Genomic DNA, 26,280 nt, shown 5'->3' on the forward strand with positions numbered 1-26,280 from the left:
CTCTAAATTGATTTATTGTTTTTTGGTAAAATGATTGTAAAAATAGTTCCCATATTTTCTTCTGAAACAAATGAAATAGAACCATTATACGTCTCAATAATATTTTTTATCATCGGTAAACCTAATCCCATTCCACTTGATTTGGTTGTGAATTTAGGTTCAAAAACTTTGTCTTTCACACTCTCCGAAATTCCGATTCCATTATCAGAAACTTTGATAATAATATTTTCTTTTTCTTCTAAAAGTTCAATTAAAATCTTTGGCTCTTCCTTTGTTTCTGTCGCTTGAATTGCATTTTTCAACAAGTTTGTAATAATTCGGATAAATTGTGTTCTATCCATAAAAGTAATCACTTCATTGGAAGGATACACATATTTAATATATGTTTTATTAAAAATGTCAATTGCAAGTTTTAATGTTTCTACAATTTCCAACTTTTCCATTTTCTGTTCTGGCATTTTCGCAAAACTTGAAAAAGCAGATGCAATAGAACTTAAAGTGTCTATTTGTTGAATTAAACTATTCGAAAATTCGCTTAATTTTTGTCTAATTTCAGGATTTTCAGGATCAAATTTTCTTTCAAAACTTTGCACTGTTAATCGCATTGGAGTCAAAGGATTCTTAATTTCATGAGCAACTTGTTTTGCCATTTCTCTCCAAGCTTGTTCACGCTCACTTTTCGCTAATTTTACAGCACTATCCTCAATTTGATCAATCATATTATTATATGCTTTAATCAAAGTATGAATTTCTGCACTAGTATTTTCCATGAAGATTTTCTCATTCTTTTTATCTAAGAAAGTTTGCTTCATTTTACTTGTAATCGTTTTTAAAGGCTGTGTAATAAAACTTGAAATAAAATAAGCCATCACAATTGCAATTAACAACATCACAATATAAACTACAGAAAGTCGATAGAGAAATTCACGTAATTCTCTTTCTAAATGCGAATTATCTTGGAGATATTCTACATTTAAAATTCCAATTGGTGTAAAATTTTTATTATCTGTGATATAAGTAAAAGACGATTGATAACTATCATCTCCTACATTTTCATTCATTGTATATCTTTTGTCAATACTTTTTGAAATCTGATTAAGAACTGTATCTGTCAGTTGTTGATTTTGTTTTTTAATCCCAATTGCAGGAATCGAAGTAATTAATAATTTTCCTTTTAAATCATAAATACTTATATCAACAGAATGTGTTTGAGAAATTTCATACACTTTTCTTCTAAAAATACTTGATAAATAACGAGTTTCAACTGGATATTTTTCTTCTTGTTCTAAACGAATATCAATCGCAGCTTGAATGGATCTTTCTTTTCTTTGAAGACGCGCTGCATTATAATCAGTAGTTTGTTCTTTGTATTGATAAATAGTGACAGTAGCAATCAAAATTGAAGCTAAAAGCACCAAAACAATCATGGATATAAAAATTCGAATACGAAGTGATAAATGACCTATTTTCATCTTAAAAACTATGAAGCGTAAATATACAACTTGTTATTTTCTTTTTCCAATCAAAAAAGAAACCAAATTTCATAAAAAAACCTTATTCCATTTTATTAGAATAAGGTTTTTCTGTTTATTAAGTTGTATTTTTTAATCGTGAATCCAGAAATGATCTCCTCGAAGTAAATCATCTAGTGATTTTTCTCCCTTCATTTCTTTTGCTTCTTCTATTTGAATTCCTACTGCTTCATCATAGGTAATTCTATCTTCAACATAAAAAATTCCAAATGGTCTTGGCATCGCATTTTCTTCAGAAGGATCATCAAAGAAACGAACTAAAAGAGAAGCTTTATTTTTATCATTCTCATCATGAATCCATAAATCTTCTTCTGAATATTTTCCTTCTGTCAAATCAACAATCTCTGGAGAAAGTCCATTAATTCGAATTCCTTTTGAATTATTTTCACCAAAAACTAATGGTTTTCCATGCTCTAAGTATAAAACATTTTCTGCTTTCACTTGTTTATTTGTATAAACATCAAAAGCTCCATCATTGAATACATTACAATTTTGGTAAATTTCTATTGTTGAAGTTCCTTTATGATTGTGTCCTCTTTTTAAAATTTCACGCATGTGTTTCGGATCTCTATCAATAGTTCTAGCAACAAATGTAGCATTTGCTCCCATCACTAAAGCTAAAGGATTAAAAGGTGCGTCAATTACTCCAAGAGGAGATGATTTTGTTTTCTGTCCAAGCTTAGAAGTTGGTGAAAATTGTCCTTTTGTCAATCCATAAATTTCATTATTGAATAAAAGTAAATTCACATCCATATTTCTACGCATTAAATGAATCAGATGATTTCCTCCAATTGACATACTATCTCCATCACCAGTAATCACCCAAACACTTAAATCTGGATTTGCAATTTTAAGTCCACTTACAATAGCAGGAGCTCGACCATGAATACTGTGCATTCCATACGTATTCATATAATATGGGAACCTTGAGGAACATCCAATTCCTGAAACAAAAACAATATTTTCTCTTGCAACACCAATATCTGGCATTACAGATTGTACTTGCTTCAAAACAGAATAATCTCCACATCCTGGACACCATTTCACATCCTGATCACTTGCAAAATCTTTTGGTTTTAATACAGTATTTTCCATTGCATATGGTATTGAAGTTACAAAAGTACAAATAATCGCGTATTAAAAATTGATTTATATCAGACAAGTATGTTTTAATTTCCTTAAATTTGCTCAACTTTTTATAAAATACCCCTTTTAATCTATGAATGAAACCATATTGATCATTGGTGCCTGTGGGCAAATTGGGACTGAGCTTACAGCAAAGCTTAGAGAAATGAACGGAAAAGATGCAGTAATCGCTTCTGATATCCGTGAAGGATCTGAAGAATTAATGAGTTCAGGACCTTTTGAAATTTTAGATGCTACAAGTAAAGATGATATTCTAGAAATCATCAAAAGACATAAAGTATCTCAAGTATATTTGATGGCAGCAATGCTTTCTGCTACAGGTGAAAAATATCCAGACAAAGCTTGGTATTTAAACATGACAACTTTGTTTAACATCTTAGATTTAGCCAAAGAAGGAGAAATTAAAAAAGTATTCTGGCCAAGTTCTATTGCAGTTTTTGGGCCTACTACACCGAAGCAAAATACACCTCAAAAAACAGTAATGGAACCAACAACAGTTTACGGAATTAGTAAACAAACAGGTGAACGTTGGTGTGAATATTACCATGATAAATATGGCGTAGATGTTAGAAGCATCCGTTACCCAGGAATTATCAGTTGGAAAGCAGAACCAGGTGGAGGAACTACAGATTATGCTGTGGAGATTTATCATGAAGCTTTAAAAGAAGGAAAATATACTTCTTTCTTAAATGAAGAATCTGCTCTACCGATGATGTATATGCCAGATGCAATTGATGCAACTATTCAATTGATGAATGCTCCAGCTGAAGAAGTGAAAGATCGTTCTGCTTATAATTTAGCAGCAATGACTTTTACTCCAGTAGAAATTGCTGAAGAAATCAAAAAACATATTCCAGAATTTGAAATATCTTATGCACCTGATTTCCGTCAAGAAATTGCTAATAGTTGGCCACAAAGTATTGATGATACAGCTGCTAGAGAAGATTGGAACTGGAAACATTCTTTCGATTTAGAATCGATGACAAAAGATATGTTGGAAAACTTAGGGAAAAAATATTCAAAATAAATTTTCTATTTTATTCATTCAAAAATCGCCTTAGAGATTAGATTCTTTAAGGCGATTTTTTTATTTTTTAATTCAATTTAAAATGAATTTGTTCTATTTCTAATTCTCGAAGAACATCATGATTGATATCAATCTTCATTGTTCTACTCAGCATCTGAACTTTCATCTGCTCTTTCATGTCATACACAATAAAATCTATTGCTTTCATTCCTCTATGTTCAGAGAAAAATTCATGAAGCCATTCTACATTTTCTTGTGTTAATTCATCAATGCTAAAACGTAAGGTCAATTTTTTCGAAAATGCTTCTAATATATCTTGTAAAAGTTGAATATTAATAAATGTAAAGCGAACATCATTATTCCAACCTGGTTTCGCAGCTATTTTAGCATAAATAAAGGATCCTTGCACTAAGAAATGACGGAATTTCAAGTATTCTTCTCCAAAAAGTCTAAATTCTTTTGCATCTGTATAATCTTCCACAGTAAATGCAGCCCAACCTTTTCCATTCTTCGAAACTCGGTGCTGTACATCTGTAATAATTCCTCCTATGGCAATTTCTTTATGTAGCAATTCCATTTCATTATTAAAAGCACTTAAAGGAGTATTACAAAAATTATTCATTTCATATTTAAAATCATCTAATGGATGACCAGAAATATAAATTCCTACAACTTCTTTTTCTTTTGCTAAAAGCTCCATCGTTCCCCAAGTATCACATTCTGGGAAAACTGGTTCTGGGAACTGTACTTCTGAAGCTTCTCCAAAAAGAGAAACTTGTGATGAATTCTTACTTTCTTGAAATTTTGCTCCGTATTTAATCGCTTTTTCTATAAAAGTAACTCCTTTTTCATCTTTCACATAATATTGCGCTCTATGAATTCCAGAAAAAGAATCAAATCCTCCAGCTAAAACTAAATTGTCAAAAGCTTTTTTATTTGCTGCTCTTAAATCTACACGTTTCGCCAAATCAAAAATCGAAGTATATCTTCCTCCAGTTTTTCTTTCATTTACAATAGCATCTACAGCAGATTGCCCAACTCCTTTAATCGCTCCCATTCCAAAACGAATCGCTCCATCTTCGTTCACTGCAAATTTATAATATGATTCGTTCACATCTGGACCAAGAACTTCCATTCCCATTCGCTTACATTCTTCCATAAAAAAAGTAACCTGCTTGATATCATTCATATTATTTGAAAGTACAGCAGCCATATATTCTGCTGGATAATGTGCCTTCAAATAAGCTGTTTGATAAGCAATATATGCATAACAAGTCGAATGCGATTTGTTGAAAGCATAGGCAGCAAATGCCTCCCAATCTTTCCAAACTTTTTCTAAAACCTCTTCTGGATGATCGTTCTTTTTTCCTCCTTCAATAAATTTTGGTTTCAGTTTTTCTAGTAAAGCAAAAATCTTTTTACCCATTGCTTTACGTAACATATCCGCTTCACCTTTCGTAAATCCTGCCAACTTCTGAGAAAGTAACATCACCTGCTCTTGATACACCGTAATTCCATACGTTTCTTTCAAGTATTCTTCCATCGCAGGAAGATCATAAGTGATTTCTTCAGAACCATGTTTACGATTAATAAAACTTGGAATATATTCCATAGGACCTGGACGATACAAAGCATTCATTGCAATTAAATCCTCAAAAACTGTAGGTTTTAATGCCTTCATATGTTTTTGCATTCCAGGAGATTCATATTGGAAAATACCAACTGTTTCTCCTCTTTGGAATAATTCATATGTTGCAACATCATCCAAAGGAAAATCATCTGGAATCAATTCTTTTCCATGAATTTCTTTAATTAATTTTACAGTATCCTTAATTAAAGTCAAGGTTTTTAAACCTAAGAAATCCATTTTTAACAGACCAGCATCTTCTACAACTCCATTATCGAATTGTGTTACATACATGTCTGAATCTTTTGCAATCGAAATCGGAACTAAATTCGTAATATCTTCTGGCGTAATAATCACTCCACAAGCGTGAATTCCTGTGTTACGAACCGAACCTTCTAATTCTCTTGCTTGATTTACGGTCTTTGCATTTAAATCTGTTCCTTCAGAAATTTCAACTAATTGTTGAACATTTGCTTTTTCTTCTTCTCGTAAATCATTTACTTTTTGGACACTTTTTTTATCTGTCCCGAAAATATTTTTCAGTTTCAGACCTGGAATTAATTTCGCAATTCTATCTGCTTCAAAAAGTGGAATATCTAAAACTCTGGCAGTATCTCGAATTGAAGATTTTGCTGCCATTGTTCCATAAGTAATAATCTGTGCTACCTGATTTGCTCCGTATTTTTGAATTACGAAATCAATAACTCTTTGTCTTCCTTCATCATCAAAATCAATATCAATATCGGGAAGTGAAACACGATCAGGATTTAAGAAACGCTCAAAAAGTAAGTCGTATTTAATTGGGTCAATATTTGTAATTCCCAAACAATAAGCAACAGCAGAACCAGCTGCTGATCCACGACCAGGACCAACGGAAACATCCATTTTTCGAGCTTCTGCAATGAAATCTTGTACAATTAAGAAATAACCAGGATAACCAGTTTTTTCAATAATCATCAACTCGAAATCTAAACGTTCACGAATTTCCTCCGTAATTTCTTCATATCGTTGGTTTGCTCCTTCATAAGTTAAATGACGTAAAAAAGCATTTTCACCCCGTTTTCCTCCATCTTGTTCGTCTTTTTCAGATTTAAATTCATCTGGAATGTCGAATTTTGGAAGTAAAACATCTCTGGCTAAACCAAAAACTTCAATTTTGTCAATGATTTCTTGAATATTTAAAATTGCCTCAGGAGTATCCTTAAACAATTCTTTCATTTCTTCTTGCGTCTTGAAGTAATATTCAGAATTTGGAAGTCCATAACGATATCCTCTTCCTCTTCCGATTGGCGTTGCTTTTTTCTCTGCATCTTTCACACAAAGTAAAACATCATGTGCTTCTGCATTTTCTTTACTTATATAAAAAGTATTATTTGTAGCAATCGTTTTTACTTGGTGTTTTTGTGCAAATTGTAATAAAATTGAATTTACGTGATCTTCATTTTCTTGCTTATGACGCATTAATTCTAAATAAAAATCATCGCCAAAATGCTCTTTCCACCAAAGTAAAGCTTCTTCTGCTTGTGTTTCTCCTGTATTTAATATTTTATGAGGAATTTCTCCTGAAAGATTTCCTGATAAAACAATGATATCTTCTTTATATTTTTCTACAACATTTCTGTCAATTCTCGGAACATAATAGAATCCTTTCGAATACCCAATTGAAGACATTTTTGCTAAATTGTGATAACCTTTTTTGTTTTTAGCTAAAAAAGTAATCAAATATCCGTTGTCTTTTCTCGATTTGTTCGTGTGATCTTCACAAACATAAAGTTGACAACCAACAATTGGTTTAATTTCGGATTTCTTTTCTCCTCCTTCTTCTAATTCCTCATTATCTTTTACAACTGACTTATTGTGTTTGATAATTTTTTCCACAAAATTAAAAGCACCCATCATATTTCCAACATCAGTCAAAGCAATAGCAGGCATATTATTTTGGATAGTTGCAGAAATTAAATCATCAATACTTGAAGTAGATTGAAGAATTGAGAATTGTGAATGATTGTGTAAATGTGCAAAAGGAGCTTTCGTTAAAAGTTCAACATTTTCGTTAATTTGCTCTGAACTAATTCCTTTCGCATCTTCCGTTAATTTTTCTTTGATTAAGGCACTCTGATTTTTCAGATTTAAGTGACGTAATCCTATTAAACGGATTGGTTTTGGATTTTTTTCTTGGTATTCCTTAAAATAATCATGTGTTACACCAAGTTCTTCCGCAGAATAATGTCTTTGACGAATTAATTCTAAGAAACATCTTGTTGTAGCTTCCACATCGGCAGTTGCATTGTGTGCCTCTGCAAAAGGAAGATTAAATAAATGATGGTGTAATTCTGTCAGAGTTGGAAGTTTAAATTTTCCTCCACGACCTCCAGGAATTTTACATAATAAAGCAGTTCTTTCCGTACAAGTATCTAAAACTGGAAGCTCTTCTAAAATATTTTCTGTGCTATTTCTAAAAAATTCACATCCCATAATATTGACATCAAAGCCAACATTTTGTCCAACAATAAATTTTGTTTTAGAAAGTGCAATATTAAATTCTTCTAGAACTTCTTCTAAAGAATGTCCTTTTTCTTGAGCTAAAAGTGTAGAAATTCCGTGGATTTGCTCCGCATCATAAGGAATTGTAAATCCATCTGGTTTTACTAAAAAATCTTTATGTTCAATTAATTCTCCATACGCATCATGAAGTTGCCAAGCAATCTGAATACAACGAGGCCAGTTATCTGTGTCTGTTATCGGAGCATTCCATTTTTTTGGTAAACCTGTAGTTTCTGTATCGAAAATTAAGTACATAAATCAAATTTATTTTTAATGGCTGGCAAAAATAATATTTTTAAAGCCAATATTCTACTTCTATTAAAAATATAAAAATAAAGATTTTATTTTTTTATTTTTGGCTAAATAGTGATAAACAAAAAAGTCTTCCAAAAAAAGGAAGACTTTTAAAATTTAATGTTTTATAAAAATTATTCTTGTGCTGGAGAAACGTTTTTAAACTTTCCATTTGTCCAAGTAATCACATCATCAGGGTTGGAAGTATTTACAAGATTTAATTCAAAATCTCCAGTCATTTTATTAGAATCAGCATCTAATAAAGTAATGTTTAAGTAATTTGTTCCTTCAGTAGAAATATATACTTTACCGTTATTATTTGTATAAATTGCTCCGAAAGTATCATTTAAATCATCAGGATTTGTAATTAAAAGAGGGAAATTTCCAGCTCCTTCACCGGCAACAACCAACTTTAAAGTTTCTCCATCTTTTGTCGCATTAATAATAATTTTTCCTGTCTCTTTCATATAGTTAAATGAAGTAGCCTTCCAAGTTGTATCTTCTTTATTCGCATGAAATTCAGGAGTATCTTTATTTGGGTCATTATTATTAAAGTAATCATCTAAATAGGTGCTATCTTCACCAACACCTTCCACTGGATCTTCACAAGCTACTAATGAAGAAAAAATAAAAATGGCTAGTAATAGTTTTTTCATAATCTGGTTTAATAAATTTATAGTGAGGCTAAAAGTACGTATATTTTTAATCTTATTAACGATTAATGTAATAAAAAAATTGTACATTTGCGCACTAAATTAATAATCTAGGTCGAGAACCTAAAAATTTTAAAACATGCCTGTAAAAATTAGATTACAAAGACACGGTAAGAAAGGTAAGCCTTTTTACTGGATCGTAGCTGCAGATTCGCGCTCAAAAAGAGATGGTAAATTCTTAGAAAAAATCGGAACTTACAATCCAAACCACAACCCAGCAATCATTGATTTAGATGTAAATGACGCTGTTAAATGGTTACAAAACGGAGCACAACCAACGGATACTGCTAGAGCAATTTTATCTTACAAAGGTGCTTTATTAAAAAACCACTTAGTTGGAGGAGTTCGTAAAGGAGCTTTAACTGAAGAGCAAGCAGAGGCTAAATTCCAAGCTTGGTTAGAGGAGAAAGAAGCGAAAGTTTCTGGAAAGAAAGATGGTTTAGCTAAAGCAGAAGCTGATGCAAAAGCTAAAGCATTAGCTGCTGAGAAAGAAATTAACGAAAAGCGTAAAGCTGCTGCTGCTGAGGCAGAAGCTGCTGCAAAAGCTGAAGAAGAAGCTGCAAAAGCTGCTGAAAATGCAGAAGAGGCTACAGAAGAAGCTGCTGAGTAATTTATTACAATTTAATAACGATATTATGCGTAAAGAAAATTGTTTTTATTTAGGTATAATCGTTAGAAAGCACAGTTACAAAGGTGAGGTTGTTATCAAATTAGATACAGACGAACCTGAGTTATACGAAAATATGGAATCAGTTTTTGTTGCTTTAGGCAACAATCTGGTTCCTTTTTTTATTGAAAAATCTTCCTTACATAAAGGAGATCAACTTCGAGTAAAATTTGAAGGAGTTGATACGGAAGCTGATGCTGAAGCGATTATGAAAGCGGAATTATTTTTACCACTTGAACTTTTACCTGAACTTTCTGGAAATAAATTCTATTTTCATGAAATTATCGATTTCTCTGTTAAGGATACGAGACATGGGGTTTTAGGAAAAATCAAGAAAATTAATGATAATGCTGCACAAGAAATTCTAGAAATTGAAACACCAAATCAGAAACAAATATTAATTCCACTTGTAGACGATTTTATTGTAGAAATTGATAGAGAAAACAAAACATTTGTTGTAGAAACTCCAGATGGATTGATTGATCTTTACTTAGAAGATAATCACCAAAAAGACGAATAACATTTAACTATATTATTTATAAATTCCCCTCTATTTTGAGGGGAATCTTTTTTTTAAAAAAAATGAGAAAACCTTTCCGATTTAAGCAATTTGAAATTTTACAAGATAAAACAGCAATGAAAGTTGGAACAGATGGCGTTTTACTTGGAGCTTGGACATGCTATGAAAATGTAAAATCTGTTTTAGATATTGGAACAGGAACAGGATTAATTTCATTAATGATTGCACAAAGAAATTCGTCTGCAACTATTTTAAGTTTGGAAATTGAAAAAAATGCTTTTGATCAAGCTTTAGAAAATTTTGAAAATTCAATTTGGAAAAAACGCTTAGAAATAAAGAATACAGCACTTCAAGATTTTAAAACAAAAAAGAAATTTGATTTAATCATTTCAAATCCTCCTTTTTATACAACAACTTTTAAAAATGAAGATGAAAAAAGAGCTTTAGCAAGACATTCGGAAAGTTTACCTTATTCTGTTTTATTAAAAAATTGTGCGGAATTACTTTCTGAAAATGGAATTTGTTCTTTTATTATTCCCTATTCTGAAGAAACTAACTTTATTAAAATTGCTAAAAATTATAAATTATATCCTAAAAGAATTACACAGGTTAAAGGAAATAAAAAAACTCCTTTAAAAAGAAGTTTACTGGAATTTTCATTTCAAGAATTAAAAATAGAAATTTCAGAATTAATCATTGAAATTGAAAGACATAAATACACAGAAGATTACATTAATATTGTAAAAGATTTCTACCTAAAAATGTGAAAACACCGAACAAAAATTAGAATTTCTAATAAATTGTTCGATGTTCATCATCCCTCGTATTTCTAAATTAAAAGTAATAGATGTTTTTTGTTTGATTTGGTATTGAAATAATAACGCAGCTTTTTTTATTTTGTTTTATTAAGTTTCATTTTTTATAAAATTTCTTCTCATTCCCTATCTTAGCCTTCGATTATAAAATGAAAAAAAATGATATTCGACGTATTAATAATTGGTGGAGGAGCCGCAGGAATTTCTTGTGCTCTTGTCCTTGGATCAGCAAAAGAAAGAGAATTTGCTAGCGATAAAAACATTGGAATAATTATTCATCAAAGAACTTCTTCCCTTCAAAATGCTATTTTAAATAATGTAATGGGAATTGCACCAAATACAGCTGGTGATGATTTATTGGAAGAAAGTAGAAAACAATTAGCTTCTACATATCCTCATGTCTCTCAAATTGAAAAAGAGAAAGTTTTAGAAATTGAAAAAAACGATGCTATTTTTAAAGTAATAACGAATAAAAATTCATACGAAGCTAAAAATATTGTTGTTGCAATTGGTCCAAAAAACTTTGCGATTAAAGGTTTAGAAGCATATACAGAATTACATCAAAAACTTCCTGCTGCAAAACAAAGAACACAATTAAAAAATGTAGATCATCTTGTAGATAAAGGAATTTATGTTGCAGGAACTTTAGCAGGTTGTAGAAGTCAATTTGCAATTGCTGCCGGAAGTGGAGCTGCTGTTGCAACTGATATTTTAACGGAATGGAATGATGGAAAAACAACCATGATTCACGATAAAAAAACAGTTTCATAATTTTTTTCACAACTATTTTTATTTAAAATAATATAAAAACATATTTAAAAAGAGATGAAAAATCATCTCTTTTTTTATTTTAAAACAAACAAAAAGTATAACATTATCAGTATTTTACAACAAATAATTATATTATTTTTCAATCAATTAACTATTTTTATAGTTGTAAAACTAAAAAAATAGTTATAGCTTTGTACAAAAGGTTTAATCATGAAAAAACTAACAAACAAAGAAGAGGAAATTATGCAAGTGCTTTGGAAATTAGAGAAAGCATTTGTAAAAGAAATAATGGAAGAAATTCCAGAACCAAAACCACATTACAACACACTTTCTACGACGGTGAGAAAAATGGAAACAAAAGGTTTTGTAGGACATGAAGCTTTTGGAAATACGCATAGATATTTTCCAAAAATCACTAAAGAAGAATATCGAAATACATTTATTGATAGTACAATTAAAAATTATTTTGATAATTCTGTCAAAAAGATGCTTTCTTTTTTTGCAAAAGAAGAGAAAATTAGTTCAGATGAGTTAGAGGAAATTATTGCGTTAATCGATAAAGAAAAAGACAAAAAATAATGCTATACATTCTAAAAGTAAATTTTCTATTAGTTCTTTTTTCAATCATATATTATGTTTTTCTGAGAAAAGAAACATTCTATCAAGTAAATCGATTTTACTTGTTAGCAGGAATTTTCTGTAGTTTTTTGTTACCAACTATTTTTTTTGAAAACGAAATAGAAGTTTTTTCCAATTTGGAAGTAGAAAATTTGATTATAGAAAATCAATTAAATGAAACTATAATTACAGAAAAAACAGAATACACAAAATGGATTTTCTTAGGAATTTCAATTATTTCTGTTGCTTTGGTAAGTTTACTTTTTGGAAAAGTTTTATTGCTTTTACAAAAGATTAAAAAATTAAGAAAAAAAGAAGAATTCGGAATTTCTTATGTAGAAAGTAAAAATGAAAATGAAGCTTTTTCTTTTTACAAATACATTGTTGTGAGTTCTAAAAATGTTGAAAAAGAGGCTTTAAAAAAGATTTTAATTCATGAAAATATTCATGTAAAAGAATTACACACTTTAGATATTTTATTCATAAAATCTGTAGAAGCATTGTTTTGGTTCAATCCAATTTTAAGATTTTATAAAAAAGCTATGGAAGAAAATCATGAGTTTTTAGCAGATCAAAAAACAGTAGAAAAAAATGCTTTTTCAAGTTATGATTATCAGAAATTAATTGTTCAATTACAAATAAAAAACACAACTATGATGGGAAATTCATTTAAAAAACAAAGTACATTAAAAAGACGAATCGTTATGTTACAAAAAGAAAAATCAGCAAGTAGAAACCTTTTAAAAATTTTAGTAATTCTTCCATTTTTAGCAAGTTTTATGATGGTTGCTCAAGTAGAAAAAAAAGAAATTATTAAAGAAGTGAAAGAAGAAAAACCAGAAGTTATAGAAAAAGAAATTCTTATACTAAAAAAAGAAAAAGCAGATAAAGAAGCGAAAAGACTTAAGCAAATAAAAAAAGAGAAAAAGGCAAAAGAAAAGAAAAAAGCTAAAGTTTCTAAGAAGAAAAAGAAAATCGCAAAAAAGAAAGCTTTAAAAGAAGCTAAAAAAGAAAAAATTGCAATGAAAAAAGAACTTTTAGAAGAAAAAAGAAGAGTTTTAGAAGAGAAGAGAGCTGTAATTGCAGAAGAAAAAAGAAAAATGATGGATGAAAAGGCTAGGATTAAAGATGAAGAAAAAAAGAAAAAACTGATGTCTTCTTATGAAAAAAGATACAAAGAAGAAGCAAAGAAAGAAGCTTTAAAAAGGCTAATATGGAAAGATGAAAATGGAAACGTGATTTCTAGATATGAATTTAAAAAGAGATTATTATCTGAAGGGATTTACGAAGTAAAATCAGATGGTGAAACTTATAGCCTTGCTTTAAAGAGTTAATTTCTTCATTCTACGGATTTATTTTATAAAACATTTTATTATATAATTATTTAAAAGTTGTTCTATTTCTAGAGCAACTTTTGTTTTTTATAGATGTTAAATAAATCAAAAAATTCTCTTTGTTATTTTTCTTAAAAATTGTAAATTAACTGTAAATCAGATAATTACATTTTTAAAATGGAAAAATCAATTTACCATATTTTTCGTTCTTCTTCAGAAGATACCGATATCATGAATGAATTATTCTTTCATTTTTTCATTGCTGCATTCATTGTTTTTTTACTTGTAGCAGCATTTCTGATTTTTATTGTTCGAAAATATAAAACCAAAACTTTAGAAAAAGATCATTTTACAATTCAAGAAAATCGCTTAACGGAAAGATTGACATTATTCCTTGCTTCAGTTCTTGTTATCGTTTTCTTATTCTTAACTGTAAAAGTGATTTTTAAAATCCAAAAAACTCCAACAGAGGATCAAAAACCTTTCGTGAAAATTACTGGACATCAATGGTGGTGGGAAATCGAATATTTAGGTGATACACTTTTTACAGCAAATGAATTACACATTCCAACAGGAGACAAATTTGTTGCATTAATGGAAAGTGCAGATGTTGTACATGATTGGTATGTTCCTGCTTTAGGTAGAAAAATAGATATGGTTCCTGGAGTTACAAATTTTGTTTGGATTCAAGCAAGAGATCCAGGAGTTTATGAAGGAATGTGTAATGAATTTTGTGGTGCACAACATACTTGGATGCGTGTAGAAGTTTTTGCTCATGAACCAAAAGAATTTGACAAATGGTTTCAAGCACAAAAAGAAGATGCTGTTGAAAAACCAGATTCTCTTTTTCAAAAAGGAAAACAATTATTTCAAGATAAAGTTTGTGCAAATTGTCATACCATTCGAGGAACTACAGCAAAAGCCAAAGTTGGTCCTGATTTAACGCATTTTGCAAGTAGAAATAAAATGCTTGGTGGAAAGGCAGAAGTGAATTATGAAAATATTCAAAACTGGATTAAAGATCCACAGAAAATGAAACACGGAGCATATATGCCAAATTTTTTAATGACAGAAGAAGAAATAAATGCTTTAGCACATTATTTATATAATTTAAAGTAGAAAAATATGAAACTATTTTCATTTGAAGTTCCAGAACCAACAGAAGCATTACCATCTATCAAAAGTAGATATGGAATTTTGCAATGGATTTCTAGTACAGATCATAAACAGCTAGGAATTTTGTATTTATGGGTTTCTCTATTTTTCTTTCTTGTTGGTGGATTTGAAGCTATGTTAATGCGTTTACAACTTGCTTGGCCTGGACTTCAAATTGTTTCTCCACAAACCTTTAATGAACTTTTTACAATGCATGGAACAACAATGGTTTTCCTTGTATTAATGCCAACTTTAATCGGTTTAGCAACCTATTTTCTTCCATTGATGATTGGAGCAAATGAAATGGCTTTTCCAAGATTGAATGCTATGAGTTTATGGATGACTTTGTTTGGAGGACTTCTATTAAATTTCAGCTTCTTTGCTGGTGGAGCTCCTGATGCAGGTTGGTTTAGTTATGCCCCTTTAAGTGAAAAAAATTATTCTTTCAGTTCAGGTCTAGATTACTATAGTATTGGTTTAATTGTAACTGGAATTGGTAGTATTGGTGCGGGTTTAAACTTTGTAGTAACAACTTTAACTATGCGAATTAAAGGAATGCGACTAAGAAAAGTTCCACTTTTTGTTTGGATGGTTTTTATTAATAGCTTCTTGATTCTTGCTGCTTTTCCATTATTAAACGCTGGTTTAGTAATGTTATTAATCGATCGACAATTAGGTTCACATTTCTTTTTACCAAACACTGGTGGGTCTGCTTTACTTTGGCAACATTTCTTTTGGGCTTTTGGGCATCCAGAAGTATATATTTTAGCTCTTCCAGGTTTTGGAATTATCTCAGAGGTAATCCCAGTTTTTAGCCGAAAAAATATATTTGGTTACACTACTCTTGCTGCAACAACAGTTTTTATTGCTTTACTTTCTTTCGGAGTTTGGGCGCATCATATGTTTGTTGCAGGTTTAGGGAATCCAATCAATACTTTTTTTGCAGCAGGAAGTATGCTAATTGGTATTCCAACAGGAATTAAGATTGTAAACTGGATGGCAACAATGTGGGGAGGAAATCTTTATTTTTCAACTTCCATGCTTTTTGCTGTTGCTTTTATTTTAGACTTTACTTTAGGTGGATTAAGTGGAATTGCTGTTGCAATCGTTCCTTTAGATTGGCGAGTTACAGATACTTATTTTGTAGTTGCACATATTCATTATGTTTTCTTAGGAGGAACTTTATTTACCATTTTTTCTGGGATTTATTACTGGTTTCCTAAAATCAGTGGAAGAATGTTAAATGAACGACTTGGAAAATGGCATTTTTGGTTATTTCTTCTTGGATTTAACATGACTTTTTTCTTTCAGCATATTTTAGGATTTATGGGAATGCCTCGAAGAGTTTTCTCTTATCCAGATTTACCTTATTACGCAATTTTAAATCTGATTTCTTCAATCGGAGCTGTATTTATGCTCATTGCAGTAATCATTTTTATCTATAATATTTTTAAAAGTTTGAGAACAGGAGAACTTGCTGGAAATAATCCGTGGAACGCATGGACTCTAGAATGGTACACAACTTCACCACCTCAACTTAAGAATTTTGAAACTTTACCAGACGTAACAAGTCTGCGACCTATAATTGATTGGGAAAAACAAAAAGCAATTCAAAAATCATGAAAATAGTTTTTAGACAGACAAAATTATTAATGCAACTATTCATCGCTTCAGAATCTTTATTCTTTGTAGCATTAATTATTGCATATATATATTTCAGAAATTTTAGTGATACTTGGGAAGCATCTACGAACTATTTAAATGTAAAACGAACTGCCATTTTTTCCATCTTTTTATTTTCAAGTAGTGGAACAATTACAGTTGCAAAATATGCTTTAGAAAACAACAAAAGAAAGCTATTAATTTCCAGTCTAATTCTAACGATTTTACTTGGGGCTACTTTCGTATTTGGGCAAGTAACAGAATATATGGATTTATACCAGCAAGAAGTTACAATTGATCAGAACATCTTCGGAAGTGCATTTTTTACATTGACTGGATTTCATGGCTTTCATGTTTTTTTAGGCTTAATTATTCTAACGATTTACTTAATTCTTACACTACTTGATGTTTTTAGAATGAGAGATCCTTCTAGTGCTTTTTTAGCTGCTGAATGGTATTGGCACTTTGTGGATGTTGTCTGGGTATTTGTATTTTTCATTGTTTATTTAATGCCATTATTATGAAAGAAATCTTATTACATTATAAAGGATGGCAATGGCCTGCTTATTTTAATTTAATTGTTCTTTTTCTGATTTTTTGGTTTGTCTTGATGTACAAAAGCAAGAAAACAAATCGAACAAATATTTGGAGTTTTACGTTTGCTGTAATTTTAATTACTTATTCTTTAATTTCTCCTTTAGCAACTTTAGCAGATGGACATTCTTTCATTGCACACATGACACAACATGTGATTCTATTAATGGTTGTTCCTGCTTTACTTTGGTTGAGTTTACCAAAAGGAACTAAAATCTCTGGTAAAATCTTTAAATATCCTATCATTTCTTGGATTGTATTTATTGCATATATGTGGTTTGTTCATCTTCCTTTTTTCATTAAAGAAATGGCAAACCATATTCACAATTCATCTGAATTTACTGTAAATATTTTACATGTTTTAGGTGTTATAAGTAGTTTGGCTGTCGGTCTTTGGTTTTATTACCCTGTATTGGCACCAAAACCAAATCCTACCATGCCTGTTTTAAAAAGTATCGGCTATCTGGTTTCAGCTTGTATAGGATGTACACTTTTAGGAATTTTCATCACATTCGCTGATACATTGATTTATAATCCATTTTATGCAAGTGGAGGAATTGCTAGTTCACTTTCAACTTCTGACAAATTTGTAGAACAACAAATTTCAGGATTGATAATGTGGCTTCCAGGATGTCTTATTTATCTATCTATTTCAATGCATTTGGTTTTAAAATGGTTGAAATCGAAAGAAGTTGTAAATAAAAACATGAAAGCATTATGACAAAAGAAAAGAATCAAAATAAAGCATATCCAGAAGAATTACCAAAATTCACTTGGTATCCATTTATTCTTTCTATTGGTGTAACGCTTCTCTTTTGGGGAATTGTTACCACATTAATCATTGCTATCATGGGAATAATTTTTCTCTTTCTAGGATTAATTGGATGGATTTCAAATTTATTAGAAGAACAAAAACGAATGGAAAATGGAGAAAAAGAAATGTGAAAATTGTCCTACTGAAATGGCAGAAGATAGAAGAAGTTTTTTAACAAAACTTACTTTTGTTTTGGGTGGAATCGGAACTCTTTTAATTGGAATTCCAGTTCTTGGAGCTTTGTTTGAACCTTTGATTAAAAAAGAAAAAAAGCCATGGCGAAAAGTTGGTAAAATAACTGAATTTAAAGTTGGAGACACTGTTTTAGTAAAATTTCCAGATGGTGATATTTTACCATGGGGAAAAGAAATTTCTTATACAGCATCTTGGCTTAGAAGAGTCGATGAAGAAAATTTTGAAGCCTATACTATCAATTGTGCGCATTTAGGTTGTCCTGTTCGTTGGATTGCCGAATCTGAATTATTCTTATGCCCATGTCATGGTGGAGTTTATTATAAAAATGGAGATGTTGCAGCAGGACCACCTCCACGACCATTACAAAAATACCCTGTTAGAACTACAAATGGATATGTTGAAATTAGGTCAGAAGAAATTCCAATTACAACAATAGAAAATAGCTAAAACAAGATTTATGAAAAAAGGAAATAAAGCTTGGAAATGGTTGGATGACAGAACAGGACTTTCAGAAATGATTGTTCCTTTAGCAAAGCATTTAGTTCCGCCAAATGCTAAATGGTGGTATGTTTTCGGAAGTGCAACTTTGTTCTGTTTACTTTTACAAATTGTAACAGGAATTGGTTTATCTCTTTTATACCAACCTTCTTCTGATACAGCTTATGCTTCTTTAGAATATATCACAAACAAAGCTTTTCTTGGTTCATGGCTTCGTGGATTACATTATTTTGGTGCTTCTGGAATGATTCTTTTTATGGGAATTCATATGATTCGAGTTTATATAATGGCAGTTTATAAATTCCCACGTGAAATGCAATGGATTACAGGTGTTGTTCTTTTATTTCTTACAATTGCTATGGGATTTACAGGACAACTTCTTCGTTGGGATGATACAGGAGTTTGGTCGGCAGTTGTTGCAGCAGAACAAATGGGAAGAATTCCTGTTATTGGAAAATCTGTCGCTTATTTACTTCTTGGTGGAGAAACTGTTGGTGGAAGTACATTAACTCGTTTTTATTCTTATCATGTTTTTATATTTCCTGTTTTTCTTTTTCTATTTGTCGGATTGCATGTGTATTTAGTTTTTCGAAATGGAATTTCTGAACCTCCTGTTGTTGGGAAATTAGTAGATCCTAAAACTTATAGAGAAAAATATGAAAAAATGTTGAAAAAAATTGGTGTTCCTTTTTTTCCAAATGCAGCTTGGAGAGATGTTGTTTTTGGTTTTTTAGTAATTCTTACCGTTTCTTTATTAGCATACTTTGTAGGAGCTCCAAAATTAGTTGGTCCACCAGAACCTGCAAGCACAAATGCAAATCCAACACCAGATTGGTATCTTGTATGGATTTTTGCTCTTTTTGCTTTAATGCCTCCAGAAATTGAAAGTTATGTGATGGCAATTGGTCCTTTATTAATGATTTTTCTTCTTTTAGTTTTACCTTTTTTATCCAATAAAGGAGAAAGACATCCGATGCGAAGACCTTGGGCAATTGTAGGAGTTTTGGTTGTTGTGGCAATTATGATTTCTCTTACAATGGAAGGAAATAAAGCGCCGTGGTCTCCAAGATTTGATGTAACTCCTTTAAATCAAGAAATATTTAAAAAACCAACTCCTGAAACGGAAAAAGGAATGCAACTTTTCTATGAAAAAGGATGTTTATTCTGTCATAAAATACAAGATAAAGGAGGATTTAGAGGACCTGATTTAACTAAAGTTCAAGAACGCTTAAACACACAAGAAATGACAATCAGAATTGTAAACGGAGGTGAATACATGCCAGCTTTTGGAGGTTCTTTATCCGATGAAGAATTGGATGCAATTTTAGCATTTTTAAATAGTGAGAAAAATTAATTTTTAAATTCTATTTTCTCAAAAGAATATCCATTTTCTGCATAATAAGCAAGAACTTTAGGCAAAGCATATTTCATTCGTTTTTCTGCTTTTAAACTATCATGGAAAACAATAATACTACCATTTTCTGTATTGTTTATCACATTTCGATAACATTCTTCTCCTGAAATTTTAATATCAAAATCTGCACTAATCACATCCCACATAATGATGTGATATTGCATTTTTTTTCTGATATATCTACTTTGGATATATTTCAATTTTCCATAAGGTGGTCGAAATAAATTTGAATCGATTTTCTTGGAAGCTTCTCTAATGTTTTTATAGTAATTTTTAGATAATGTTTTCCAACCATTAAAATGATTATTTGTATGATTTCCTACTGCATGACCTTCAGCTAAAATTTGTTTATAAATAGATGGATTTGCTTCTACATTTTTCCCTAAACAAAAAAAAGTAGCTTTTGCATCGTATTTTTTCAACGTTTGCAAAACCCACTCTGTTATTTTTGGTGTTGGTCCATCATCAAAAGTGAGGTAAATCTTTTTTGATGATGTGTAAAAACTCCAAATTAATTTGTTTCCGAGTTTCTGAAGAAAATTTGGAGTTTTTACAACATATAATTTCATTATTGGACTGAATTTAGTTTACTTTCTAAGATTTGCATATATTTTACAAATTCATCTTGTTGCTCTGAAGCATATTCCTTATCATCATATTCTCCAATTGCTTCCACTAAAGTATTGTATAAAACAATATTAGTTTCCATCTCATCGAATACTGAATTTATGAAATATTCATCAAATCTTGAATAATATTCTAAATTTTGTTGACATTTTTCAATTAATTTATCCGCTAAAGCTCTCGCCTTTTCTTTCTTACCTAAAATATAATAAGATTCTACATATCCTAATAATAAAGAATAATGACCAAATTTATCCACAGGCATTTTTTCTAAAGATAAATCTAAAATAGCTTCTGCTTCTTTCTTTTTATTTTCAATTGTAAATTGATCTGCAAGTCGAACCATTACAGTTCTGAAATTAATAGAATTTCTTCTTGATTCAGGATCTAAATAAATATTATCATCTGTTATATTTCTCCAATCCCATTTTTTCACTTTTTCATAAAGTGATTCAGAATCAATTCTTCCCATTGTTAAAATACTTCCTTTATTTGGCGTATAAATAGGAACTAATTTAAATGCTAAACCATCTAATTGTAAATAATCTTTCATCCAAATATATTCTTCAGCAGCACTAGCTCCACCAGTAAAATAAATCGGACGTTCCCAATTATTATTATTTATGATATCTAACATTAAAATTCTATTCTTATAAATTCCTCTATCGTCAATTGTAATATCAATATAAGGAACAATTTTAGCAGAATCTTTTTCTGGAACAATATGATGTTCTAAAACAGCTTGTTTGTCAACTGGAATACGAATTCTATTCACAGGATAAGCTTTTTCCATATGCCCATTTTCTTCCTCAATATAGGTTCCTCTATTTTTACTTTCAATCCATTTCATAAATGTATTTAAAGTCATAATAGAATCTTTCACTCTTGGATCTGGAACATGATATGCAATTTCAAGAGAACCATATTTATATTGATCATGAGTTAAACTCGAAGGAATTGGAGGAGCAGTAAACGTTTGACGTTTCATTTGATCAATATACCAATCTGTAGCAAAAAGGCTTGAATTAATCACTTTTACATCTCTTCTGTATCCTTCCACTTCTTGCATATACCAAAGTGGGAATGTATCATTATCTCCAATAGAGAATAAAATTGCATTTTCTTGACAAGAATCTAAATATGCTTTTGCATTTAATAAAGCTGTATAACGATTTGCTCTGTTATGATCATTCCAATTTTCTTTAGCCATTAAAGTAGGAACTAAAAATAAACAAACCAAAGTTGTTCCAATAGCAAGAGCTTTTTTAGGCATTTTATTTTTGAATTGTTCATAAATAGCAAGCACACCAAATCCGACCCAAATTGCAAATACATAGAACGATCCAACATAAGAATAATCACGTTCTCTTGGCTCAAATGCTTTTTGATTAACGTAGAATACAATTGCCAAACTCATAAAAATGAAGAAAATAAACAATGTATAGAAATCTTTCGGATTACGTTTTAAATGGAATAATAAACCAATTAATCCAAGAATTAAAGGTAAACCGTAATACGTATTTCTTCCTTTATTATTTTTAACATCATCTGGTAAATTACTTTGTGTTCCTAAACGGAAACTATCAATTGCGTTAATTCCTGTCAACCAATTTCCATTATGAATATCCAATCTTCCTTGAATATCATTTTGTTTTCCAACAAAATTCCACATGAAATAACGAACATACATGTAACTAAATTGGTAAGAAATCATGTATTTTAAATTCTCTCCAAAAGTAGGCTTTCGAATAGCATTTTTAGGAATTCCAGCAATTGCTTTATAGTTATCAATTGCAGCAGGATTTGTCATCCTTGGCATAAATCCTTTATATTTTGAACTGAAATTTGGTTTTGCATTTTCGTAATTATTTACGATTACATATTTTCCAGTTTTTTCATTTTTTTCATACTTTGGTTTATCATCAATATATGGTTCACTTTTATCCAATTCTTGACCATAAACGTAGTTATAATATTTTCCGTAGAAAACATTTGCATCTCCATATTGTTCACGATTATAATAAGCTAAAAGCTCACGTGCACTTGATGGATTATTTTCATTAATAGTTGTATTTGCATTTGCACGAATTGGAATCATCATCCAAGAAGAGAAACCGATCATGGTAAATAATACACATAAAATCGCTGTATTTGCAGTTACTAAACTTTTCTTTCTTGTATATTTTAAACCAAAAACAAAAGCAGCAATTAAAATTAATCCTGCGATAATAGTTCCTGAATTAAATGGTAAACCAACTGTATTTACAAAGAATAATTCGCTTGCACTAAAGAAAACTAAAGTATAAGGGAATAAGAATTTAAATACAAAAGCAAGAACTAAAACAGCTAAAATGTTACCGATAATAAATTGAGGAATTGTAATTGTTTTATATTTTTTGAAGTAAAAAACAAATACAACAGCAGGAATTACCAATAAAGAAAGTAAGTGAACTCCAAACGAAAGTCCAATTACAAAACTAATTAGTAATATCCACATATTTCCTCTTGGTTTATCAAAATTTTCTTCCCATTTAAGCGCTAACCAAAACAGGGAAGCAGTTACAAATGAAGACATTGCATACACCTCTGCTTCTACTGCATTAAACCAAAAACTATCTGAAAAAGTAAAAGTCAAAGCACCAATTGCTGCACTTCCAACAACAGCCAAACCTGTACTATCAAATACTTTATCTTTATCAATTGTTACCATTTTTCTTGCAAGAAGTGAAATTGTCCAAAACAAGAATAAAATAGTAAAAGCACTGGCAATTGCTGACATCATATTTACCATATAGGCAACATGTGTAGAATCACTAGCAAACATCGCAAAAAATGCTCCCAACATCTGATACATTGGCGAACCAGGTGGATGTCCGATTGATAAATTTACTGAAGTAGAAATATACTCTCCACTATCCCAAAAACTTACTGTTGGTTCTAATGTTGACACAAAAGTGAATAATGCAACTAAAAACACTAACCAACCAACAAGATTGTTTAACTTTTTAAAGGTGAATGAATTCATAGTTTATTTTAAATATATGCGAATTTAAAAATATTATGCTAATTAAAAGACCTCAATATTAGTAAAATTATTGAAGAAACAATTTTTTAATAAAACAATTATAAATGATTTTTATTTCAATTTATCTTAAAGTTAAAGAATTAACTAATTATTAAGAAATTTAAATTTATTTAAAAAAGAAAAGAGAGATTTTAATAACCTCTCTATAAATTAATTTCTTCTTTCTCTTCATGAATGACATCTTCATAAAGCATCGAAACCTCATCTTCATTTTTGACTACCGAAGTAATACTCACAGTTTCAACATAAGGTCGATACATAAAAATGGATGTTCCTTTTTGTCCTAAATCTTTTCTATGATGAAAATTTAAAATCGATTCTTGCGTAAATTCAGGATTTTCTTTTAGCCAATTCTCAAACCAAGTTTTTCTATCTTCTTTCATTTCTTCTGTATATAAAGTTGCCGAAGACCAAATTCTTGGTGTATCTTTTAGTTTGCTAAAATATTTCGTTTCACCATCCCAAACCAATTCGAATGCTTTTCTTTCTGAAGACCAATCTACAATGATTAAAGTAAAAGGTTCAATATCATGAAAGTCAAAATTTTCCACATAAGTTTCTAAATCATCTGCTTTCAAAATATTTTTCACCACAATTCCTCTACTCATTCTATAAGCATCTTTTCTTGAGTGTTTCTCAAAAGCACCATTTAATAAACAAGCAAGCCTTTGTTTTTCACTCATTCCAATCCAAGTTCCACCAGCAAATTCATCTTTTGGAAAAACCAATTTCACATCTTCTTCCGAATATTCTTTCGGAAAAAATGTCTTTCTATTCGGTTGCTCATCTCTACTAGAAGTTAAAATAAAATCCGAGTCAGATAATGGCAAAAAAGTTACTGTACACATTCTTTTTATTTTAAAGCAAAAATAACGCTTTTATTATTAAATTTACACCACTTTAATTTTTGATAATTTATTAAATAAATATAATTATGGCTAACGCATTTTTTAATGTTCCAACGGCAGTAAATGAGCCAGTTAAATCATACGCTCCTGGAACTCCAGAAAGAGAAGAACTTTTAGCTATGTACAAAAAAATGTACAACGAACAAGTAGAAGTTCCATTATACATCGGAAAAGAAGAAATCAAAACAGGAGATACTGCTACAATGCATCCTCCACACGATCATAAACATGTATTAGGAACTTATCACAAAGCTTCAAAAGAGCATGTTGAATTAGCAATCGAAAAAGCGTTAGCTGCAAAAGAAGAGTGGGCTAATACTTCTTGGGAGCACAGAGCTTCTATCTTCATAAAAGCTGCAGAACTTTTAGCTGGACCATACAGAGCTAAAATGAATGCTGCAACGATGCTAGCACAATCTAAGAATGTTTTCCAAGCAGAAATCGATGCTGCATGTGAAATGATTGACTTCTTTAGATTCAATGCACAATTCATGACAGATATTTACAAAAACCAACCAGAATCTGCTCCAGGAATGTGGAACAGAATGGAATACCGTCCATTAGAAGGTTTTGTATATGCTGTTTCTCCTTTTAACTTTACTTCTATTGCTGCAAATTTATTTGCTTCACCAGCAATGATGGGGAATGTTTGTGTTTGGAAACCGTCTGATCACCAAATTTATTCTGCAAAAGTAATTGTTGACTTATTTAAAGAAGCTGGATTACCTGACGGAGTTGTAACTGTTGTTTATGGAGATCCTGTAATGATTACAGATACAGTAATGACACACAAAGAATTCTCTGGAATTCACTTTACTGGTTCAACTAGTATCTTTAAAAGCTTATGGAAAAAAGCTGGAGAAAACATGGATGTTTACAGAACTTACCCAAGAATCGTAGGAGAAACTGGAGGAAAAGATTTCATCTGGTCACATCCTTCTGCTAACATGGAAGAAGTTGGAACTGCAATTATCCGTGGAGCTTTCGAATACCAAGGACAAAAATGTTCTGCTGCTTCAAGAGCTTACGTTCCTGCTAGCCAATGGGATTCAATGAAAGCTTTCTTGGAAAGAGAAATTGCTACAATTAAAATGGGAAGCCCAGAAGATCCAAGTAACTTTATGAATGCTGTAATCCATGAAGGATCTTTTGACAAGTTAGCTTCTTATATTGATGGAGCAAAAGCTGCTGATGATGCAGAAATTATTATTGGAGGTGGATATGATAAATCTGTAGGATATTTCGTTGAGCCAACAGTTATTGTTACTTCTAATCCACAATATACTACAATGTGTACAGAGTTATTTGGACCTGTAATTACAATTTATGTATATGAAGATGCTGATTGGAAAGAAATCTTAAAAACTGTAGATGCTACTTCTGATTATGCTTTAACTGGAGCTATTTTCTCTAAAGACAGATATGCAATTGAATATGCTTGTAAAGCTTTAGAAAACGCTGCTGGAAACTTCTATATTAATGACAAACCTACTGGAGCTGTTGTAGGACAACAACCATTTGGAGGAGCAAGAGGTTCAGGAACTAATGATAAAGCTGGATCTGTTTGGAACTTATTAAGATGGGTTTCTAATAGAACTATCAAAGAAACATTTGTACCACCAACAGATTACAGATACCCATTCTTAGGATAATTCTTAGAAAAGTATAAAAAACAAAAAAGCTCGCAAATGCGAGCTTTTTTACTATGAAGAGATGTCAAAAA

General features: G+C 30.6%; 22 protein-coding genes. 15 read left to right on the forward strand and 7 right to left on the reverse strand.

Annotated features, from left to right (window positions below; translation table 11 throughout):
- Positions 1 to 2: 2 nt before the first annotated feature.
- Together I1A51_RS03065 and I1A51_RS03070 are read right to left on the reverse strand one after the other, a co-directional pair.
- Positions 3 to 1,472 carry a sensor histidine kinase gene (locus tag I1A51_RS03065; RefSeq protein WP_231373948.1) on the reverse strand — a complete coding sequence of 490 codons (1,470 nt, stop codon included), beginning with the start codon at positions 1,470 to 1,472 and terminating at the stop codon, positions 3 to 5.
- A gap of 132 nt (positions 1,473 to 1,604) precedes the next feature.
- Positions 1,605 to 2,627 carry a 2-oxoacid:ferredoxin oxidoreductase subunit beta gene (locus I1A51_RS03070; protein WP_196891017.1) on the reverse strand — a complete coding sequence of 341 codons (1,023 nt, stop codon included), beginning with the start codon at positions 2,625 to 2,627 and terminating at the stop codon, positions 1,605 to 1,607.
- Between the two features lie 124 nt (positions 2,628 to 2,751).
- Here I1A51_RS03070 and I1A51_RS03075 point away from each other — a divergent pair, with 124 nt between their 5' ends.
- The gene (locus I1A51_RS03075) at positions 2,752 to 3,705 is read left to right on the forward strand and encodes an NAD-dependent epimerase/dehydratase family protein (protein WP_196891018.1); all 954 of its coding nucleotides are present in this window, start codon (positions 2,752 to 2,754) and stop codon (positions 3,703 to 3,705) included.
- 67 nt (positions 3,706 to 3,772) lie between these two features.
- Here the strand turns inward: I1A51_RS03075 and dnaE are convergent, their stop codons facing one another.
- Together dnaE and I1A51_RS03085 are read right to left on the reverse strand one after the other, a co-directional pair.
- Entirely contained in the window at positions 3,773 to 8,131 is a 4,359-nt protein-coding gene (gene dnaE / locus I1A51_RS03080) for a DNA polymerase III subunit alpha (RefSeq protein WP_196891020.1), read from the reverse strand.
- Between the two features lie 173 nt (positions 8,132 to 8,304).
- Positions 8,305 to 8,826 (reverse strand): DUF6252 family protein, encoded by a 522-nt coding sequence (locus I1A51_RS03085; RefSeq protein ID WP_196891021.1) that lies wholly within the window; start codon positions 8,824 to 8,826, stop codon positions 8,305 to 8,307.
- Between the two features lie 136 nt (positions 8,827 to 8,962).
- On the opposite strand from I1A51_RS03085, the gene I1A51_RS03090 reads away from it, so the two are divergent.
- The 13 genes from I1A51_RS03090 (at position 8,963) to I1A51_RS03150 (ending at position 19,880) form a co-directional block, all read left to right on the forward strand.
- Positions 8,963 to 9,493 (forward strand): 30S ribosomal protein S16, encoded by a 531-nt coding sequence (locus I1A51_RS03090; RefSeq protein WP_196891023.1) that lies wholly within the window; start codon positions 8,963 to 8,965, stop codon positions 9,491 to 9,493.
- 25 nt (positions 9,494 to 9,518) lie between these two features.
- Positions 9,519 to 10,070: a ribosome maturation factor RimM gene (rimM, locus tag I1A51_RS03095; protein ID WP_196891394.1), complete on the forward strand. Its 552-nt coding sequence runs from the start codon at positions 9,519 to 9,521 to the stop codon at positions 10,068 to 10,070.
- A gap of 62 nt (positions 10,071 to 10,132) precedes the next feature.
- Entirely contained in the window at positions 10,133 to 10,837 is a 705-nt protein-coding gene (locus I1A51_RS03100; RefSeq protein ID WP_196891025.1) for a tRNA1(Val) (adenine(37)-N6)-methyltransferase, read from the forward strand.
- Between the two features lie 210 nt (positions 10,838 to 11,047).
- Positions 11,048 to 11,656: an FAD-dependent oxidoreductase gene (locus tag I1A51_RS03105; RefSeq protein WP_196891396.1), complete on the forward strand. Its 609-nt coding sequence runs from the start codon at positions 11,048 to 11,050 to the stop codon at positions 11,654 to 11,656.
- Positions 11,657 to 11,866: 210 nt separating this feature from the next.
- Positions 11,867 to 12,235: a BlaI/MecI/CopY family transcriptional regulator gene (locus I1A51_RS03110; protein WP_196891026.1), complete on the forward strand. Its 369-nt coding sequence runs from the start codon at positions 11,867 to 11,869 to the stop codon at positions 12,233 to 12,235.
- Positions 12,236 to 12,336: 101 nt separating this feature from the next.
- On the forward strand, positions 12,337 to 13,608 hold the full coding sequence (locus I1A51_RS03115; protein ID WP_196891028.1) for a M56 family metallopeptidase: 1,272 nt from the start codon (positions 12,337 to 12,339) through the stop codon (positions 13,606 to 13,608).
- 177 nt (positions 13,609 to 13,785) lie between these two features.
- Positions 13,786 to 14,727 carry a cytochrome c oxidase subunit II gene (coxB, locus tag I1A51_RS03120; protein WP_196891030.1) on the forward strand — a complete coding sequence of 314 codons (942 nt, stop codon included), beginning with the start codon at positions 13,786 to 13,788 and terminating at the stop codon, positions 14,725 to 14,727.
- A gap of 6 nt (positions 14,728 to 14,733) precedes the next feature.
- A complete protein-coding gene (ctaD, locus tag I1A51_RS03125; protein WP_196891031.1) occupies positions 14,734 to 16,386 on the forward strand; it encodes a cytochrome c oxidase subunit I in 1,653 nt (550 codons plus the stop codon).
- Positions 16,383 to 16,949 carry a cytochrome c oxidase subunit 3 gene (locus I1A51_RS03130; RefSeq protein ID WP_196891033.1) on the forward strand — a complete coding sequence of 189 codons (567 nt, stop codon included), beginning with the start codon at positions 16,383 to 16,385 and terminating at the stop codon, positions 16,947 to 16,949. The genes ctaD and I1A51_RS03130 overlap by 4 nt, the downstream gene beginning before the upstream one ends.
- Positions 16,946 to 17,740: a cytochrome c oxidase assembly protein gene (locus I1A51_RS03135; protein WP_196891035.1), complete on the forward strand. Its 795-nt coding sequence runs from the start codon at positions 16,946 to 16,948 to the stop codon at positions 17,738 to 17,740. The genes I1A51_RS03130 and I1A51_RS03135 overlap by 4 nt, the downstream gene beginning before the upstream one ends.
- A complete protein-coding gene (locus I1A51_RS03140; protein ID WP_196891036.1) occupies positions 17,737 to 17,964 on the forward strand; it encodes a hypothetical protein in 228 nt (75 codons plus the stop codon). Before I1A51_RS03135 ends, I1A51_RS03140 begins: the two co-directional genes overlap by 4 nt.
- Positions 17,945 to 18,475, forward strand: a complete 531-nt coding sequence (locus I1A51_RS03145; protein WP_196891038.1) for a QcrA and Rieske domain-containing protein — start codon at positions 17,945 to 17,947, stop codon at positions 18,473 to 18,475. Before I1A51_RS03140 ends, I1A51_RS03145 begins: the two co-directional genes overlap by 20 nt.
- Positions 18,476 to 18,485: 10 nt before the next feature.
- Positions 18,486 to 19,880: a cytochrome b N-terminal domain-containing protein gene (locus tag I1A51_RS03150; RefSeq protein ID WP_196891039.1), complete on the forward strand. Its 1,395-nt coding sequence runs from the start codon at positions 18,486 to 18,488 to the stop codon at positions 19,878 to 19,880.
- On the opposite strand, the gene I1A51_RS03155 is transcribed toward I1A51_RS03150, so the two are convergent.
- From I1A51_RS03155 to I1A51_RS03165, 3 genes are all read right to left on the reverse strand, one after another.
- The gene (locus I1A51_RS03155) at positions 19,877 to 20,509 is read right to left on the reverse strand and encodes a polysaccharide deacetylase family protein (protein WP_196891041.1); all 633 of its coding nucleotides are present in this window, start codon (positions 20,507 to 20,509) and stop codon (positions 19,877 to 19,879) included. The genes I1A51_RS03150 and I1A51_RS03155 overlap by 4 nt on opposite strands.
- Complete coding sequence (locus I1A51_RS03160) at positions 20,509 to 23,589, reverse strand: glycosyltransferase family 117 protein (protein WP_196891043.1); 3,081 nt, start codon at positions 23,587 to 23,589, stop codon at positions 20,509 to 20,511. Before I1A51_RS03160 ends, I1A51_RS03155 begins: the two co-directional genes overlap by 1 nt.
- 203 nt (positions 23,590 to 23,792) lie before the next feature.
- Positions 23,793 to 24,497: an NRDE family protein gene (locus I1A51_RS03165; RefSeq protein ID WP_196891048.1), complete on the reverse strand. Its 705-nt coding sequence runs from the start codon at positions 24,495 to 24,497 to the stop codon at positions 23,793 to 23,795.
- 86 nt (positions 24,498 to 24,583) lie between these two features.
- On the opposite strand from I1A51_RS03165, the gene pruA reads away from it, so the two are divergent.
- Positions 24,584 to 26,209: an L-glutamate gamma-semialdehyde dehydrogenase gene (gene pruA / locus I1A51_RS03170; RefSeq protein ID WP_196891049.1), complete on the forward strand. Its 1,626-nt coding sequence runs from the start codon at positions 24,584 to 24,586 to the stop codon at positions 26,207 to 26,209.
- The last annotated feature ends 71 nt before the right edge of the window (positions 26,210 to 26,280 follow it).

Source organism: Aureivirga marina (genome assembly GCF_015767265.1).
GTDB classification, from domain to species: domain Bacteria; phylum Bacteroidota; class Bacteroidia; order Flavobacteriales; family Flavobacteriaceae; genus Aureivirga; species Aureivirga marina.

Bases quoted from the DNA above. Each gene is read 5' to 3' on its own strand.
- I1A51_RS03065 (WP_231373948.1), bottom strand. From the start codon at position 1,472: ATGAAAATAGGTCATTTATCACTTCGTATTCGAATTTTTATATCCATG.
- I1A51_RS03070 (WP_196891017.1), bottom strand. From the start codon at position 2,627: ATGGAAAATACTGTATTAAAACCAAAAGATTTTGCAAGTGATCAGGAT.
- I1A51_RS03075 (WP_196891018.1), top strand. From the start codon at position 2,752: ATGAATGAAACCATATTGATCATTGGTGCCTGTGGGCAAATTGGGACT.
- dnaE (WP_196891020.1), bottom strand. From the start codon at position 8,131: ATGTACTTAATTTTCGATACAGAAACTACAGGTTTACCAAAAAAATGG.
- I1A51_RS03085 (WP_196891021.1), bottom strand. From the start codon at position 8,826: ATGAAAAAACTATTACTAGCCATTTTTATTTTTTCTTCATTAGTAGCT.
- I1A51_RS03090 (WP_196891023.1), top strand. From the start codon at position 8,963: ATGCCTGTAAAAATTAGATTACAAAGACACGGTAAGAAAGGTAAGCCT.
- rimM (WP_196891394.1), top strand. From the start codon at position 9,519: ATGCGTAAAGAAAATTGTTTTTATTTAGGTATAATCGTTAGAAAGCAC.
- I1A51_RS03100 (WP_196891025.1), top strand. From the start codon at position 10,133: ATGAGAAAACCTTTCCGATTTAAGCAATTTGAAATTTTACAAGATAAA.
- I1A51_RS03110 (WP_196891026.1), top strand. From the start codon at position 11,867: ATGAAAAAACTAACAAACAAAGAAGAGGAAATTATGCAAGTGCTTTGG.
- coxB (WP_196891030.1), top strand. From the start codon at position 13,786: ATGGAAAAATCAATTTACCATATTTTTCGTTCTTCTTCAGAAGATACC.
- ctaD (WP_196891031.1), top strand. From the start codon at position 14,734: ATGAAACTATTTTCATTTGAAGTTCCAGAACCAACAGAAGCATTACCA.
- I1A51_RS03130 (WP_196891033.1), top strand. From the start codon at position 16,383: ATGAAAATAGTTTTTAGACAGACAAAATTATTAATGCAACTATTCATC.
- I1A51_RS03135 (WP_196891035.1), top strand. From the start codon at position 16,946: ATGAAAGAAATCTTATTACATTATAAAGGATGGCAATGGCCTGCTTAT.
- I1A51_RS03140 (WP_196891036.1), top strand. From the start codon at position 17,737: ATGACAAAAGAAAAGAATCAAAATAAAGCATATCCAGAAGAATTACCA.
- I1A51_RS03145 (WP_196891038.1), top strand. From the start codon at position 17,945: ATGGAGAAAAAGAAATGTGAAAATTGTCCTACTGAAATGGCAGAAGAT.
- I1A51_RS03150 (WP_196891039.1), top strand. From the start codon at position 18,486: ATGAAAAAAGGAAATAAAGCTTGGAAATGGTTGGATGACAGAACAGGA.
- I1A51_RS03155 (WP_196891041.1), bottom strand. From the start codon at position 20,509: ATGAAATTATATGTTGTAAAAACTCCAAATTTTCTTCAGAAACTCGGA.
- I1A51_RS03160 (WP_196891043.1), bottom strand. From the start codon at position 23,589: ATGAATTCATTCACCTTTAAAAAGTTAAACAATCTTGTTGGTTGGTTA.
- I1A51_RS03165 (WP_196891048.1), bottom strand. From the start codon at position 24,497: ATGTGTACAGTAACTTTTTTGCCATTATCTGACTCGGATTTTATTTTA.
- pruA (WP_196891049.1), top strand. From the start codon at position 24,584: ATGGCTAACGCATTTTTTAATGTTCCAACGGCAGTAAATGAGCCAGTT.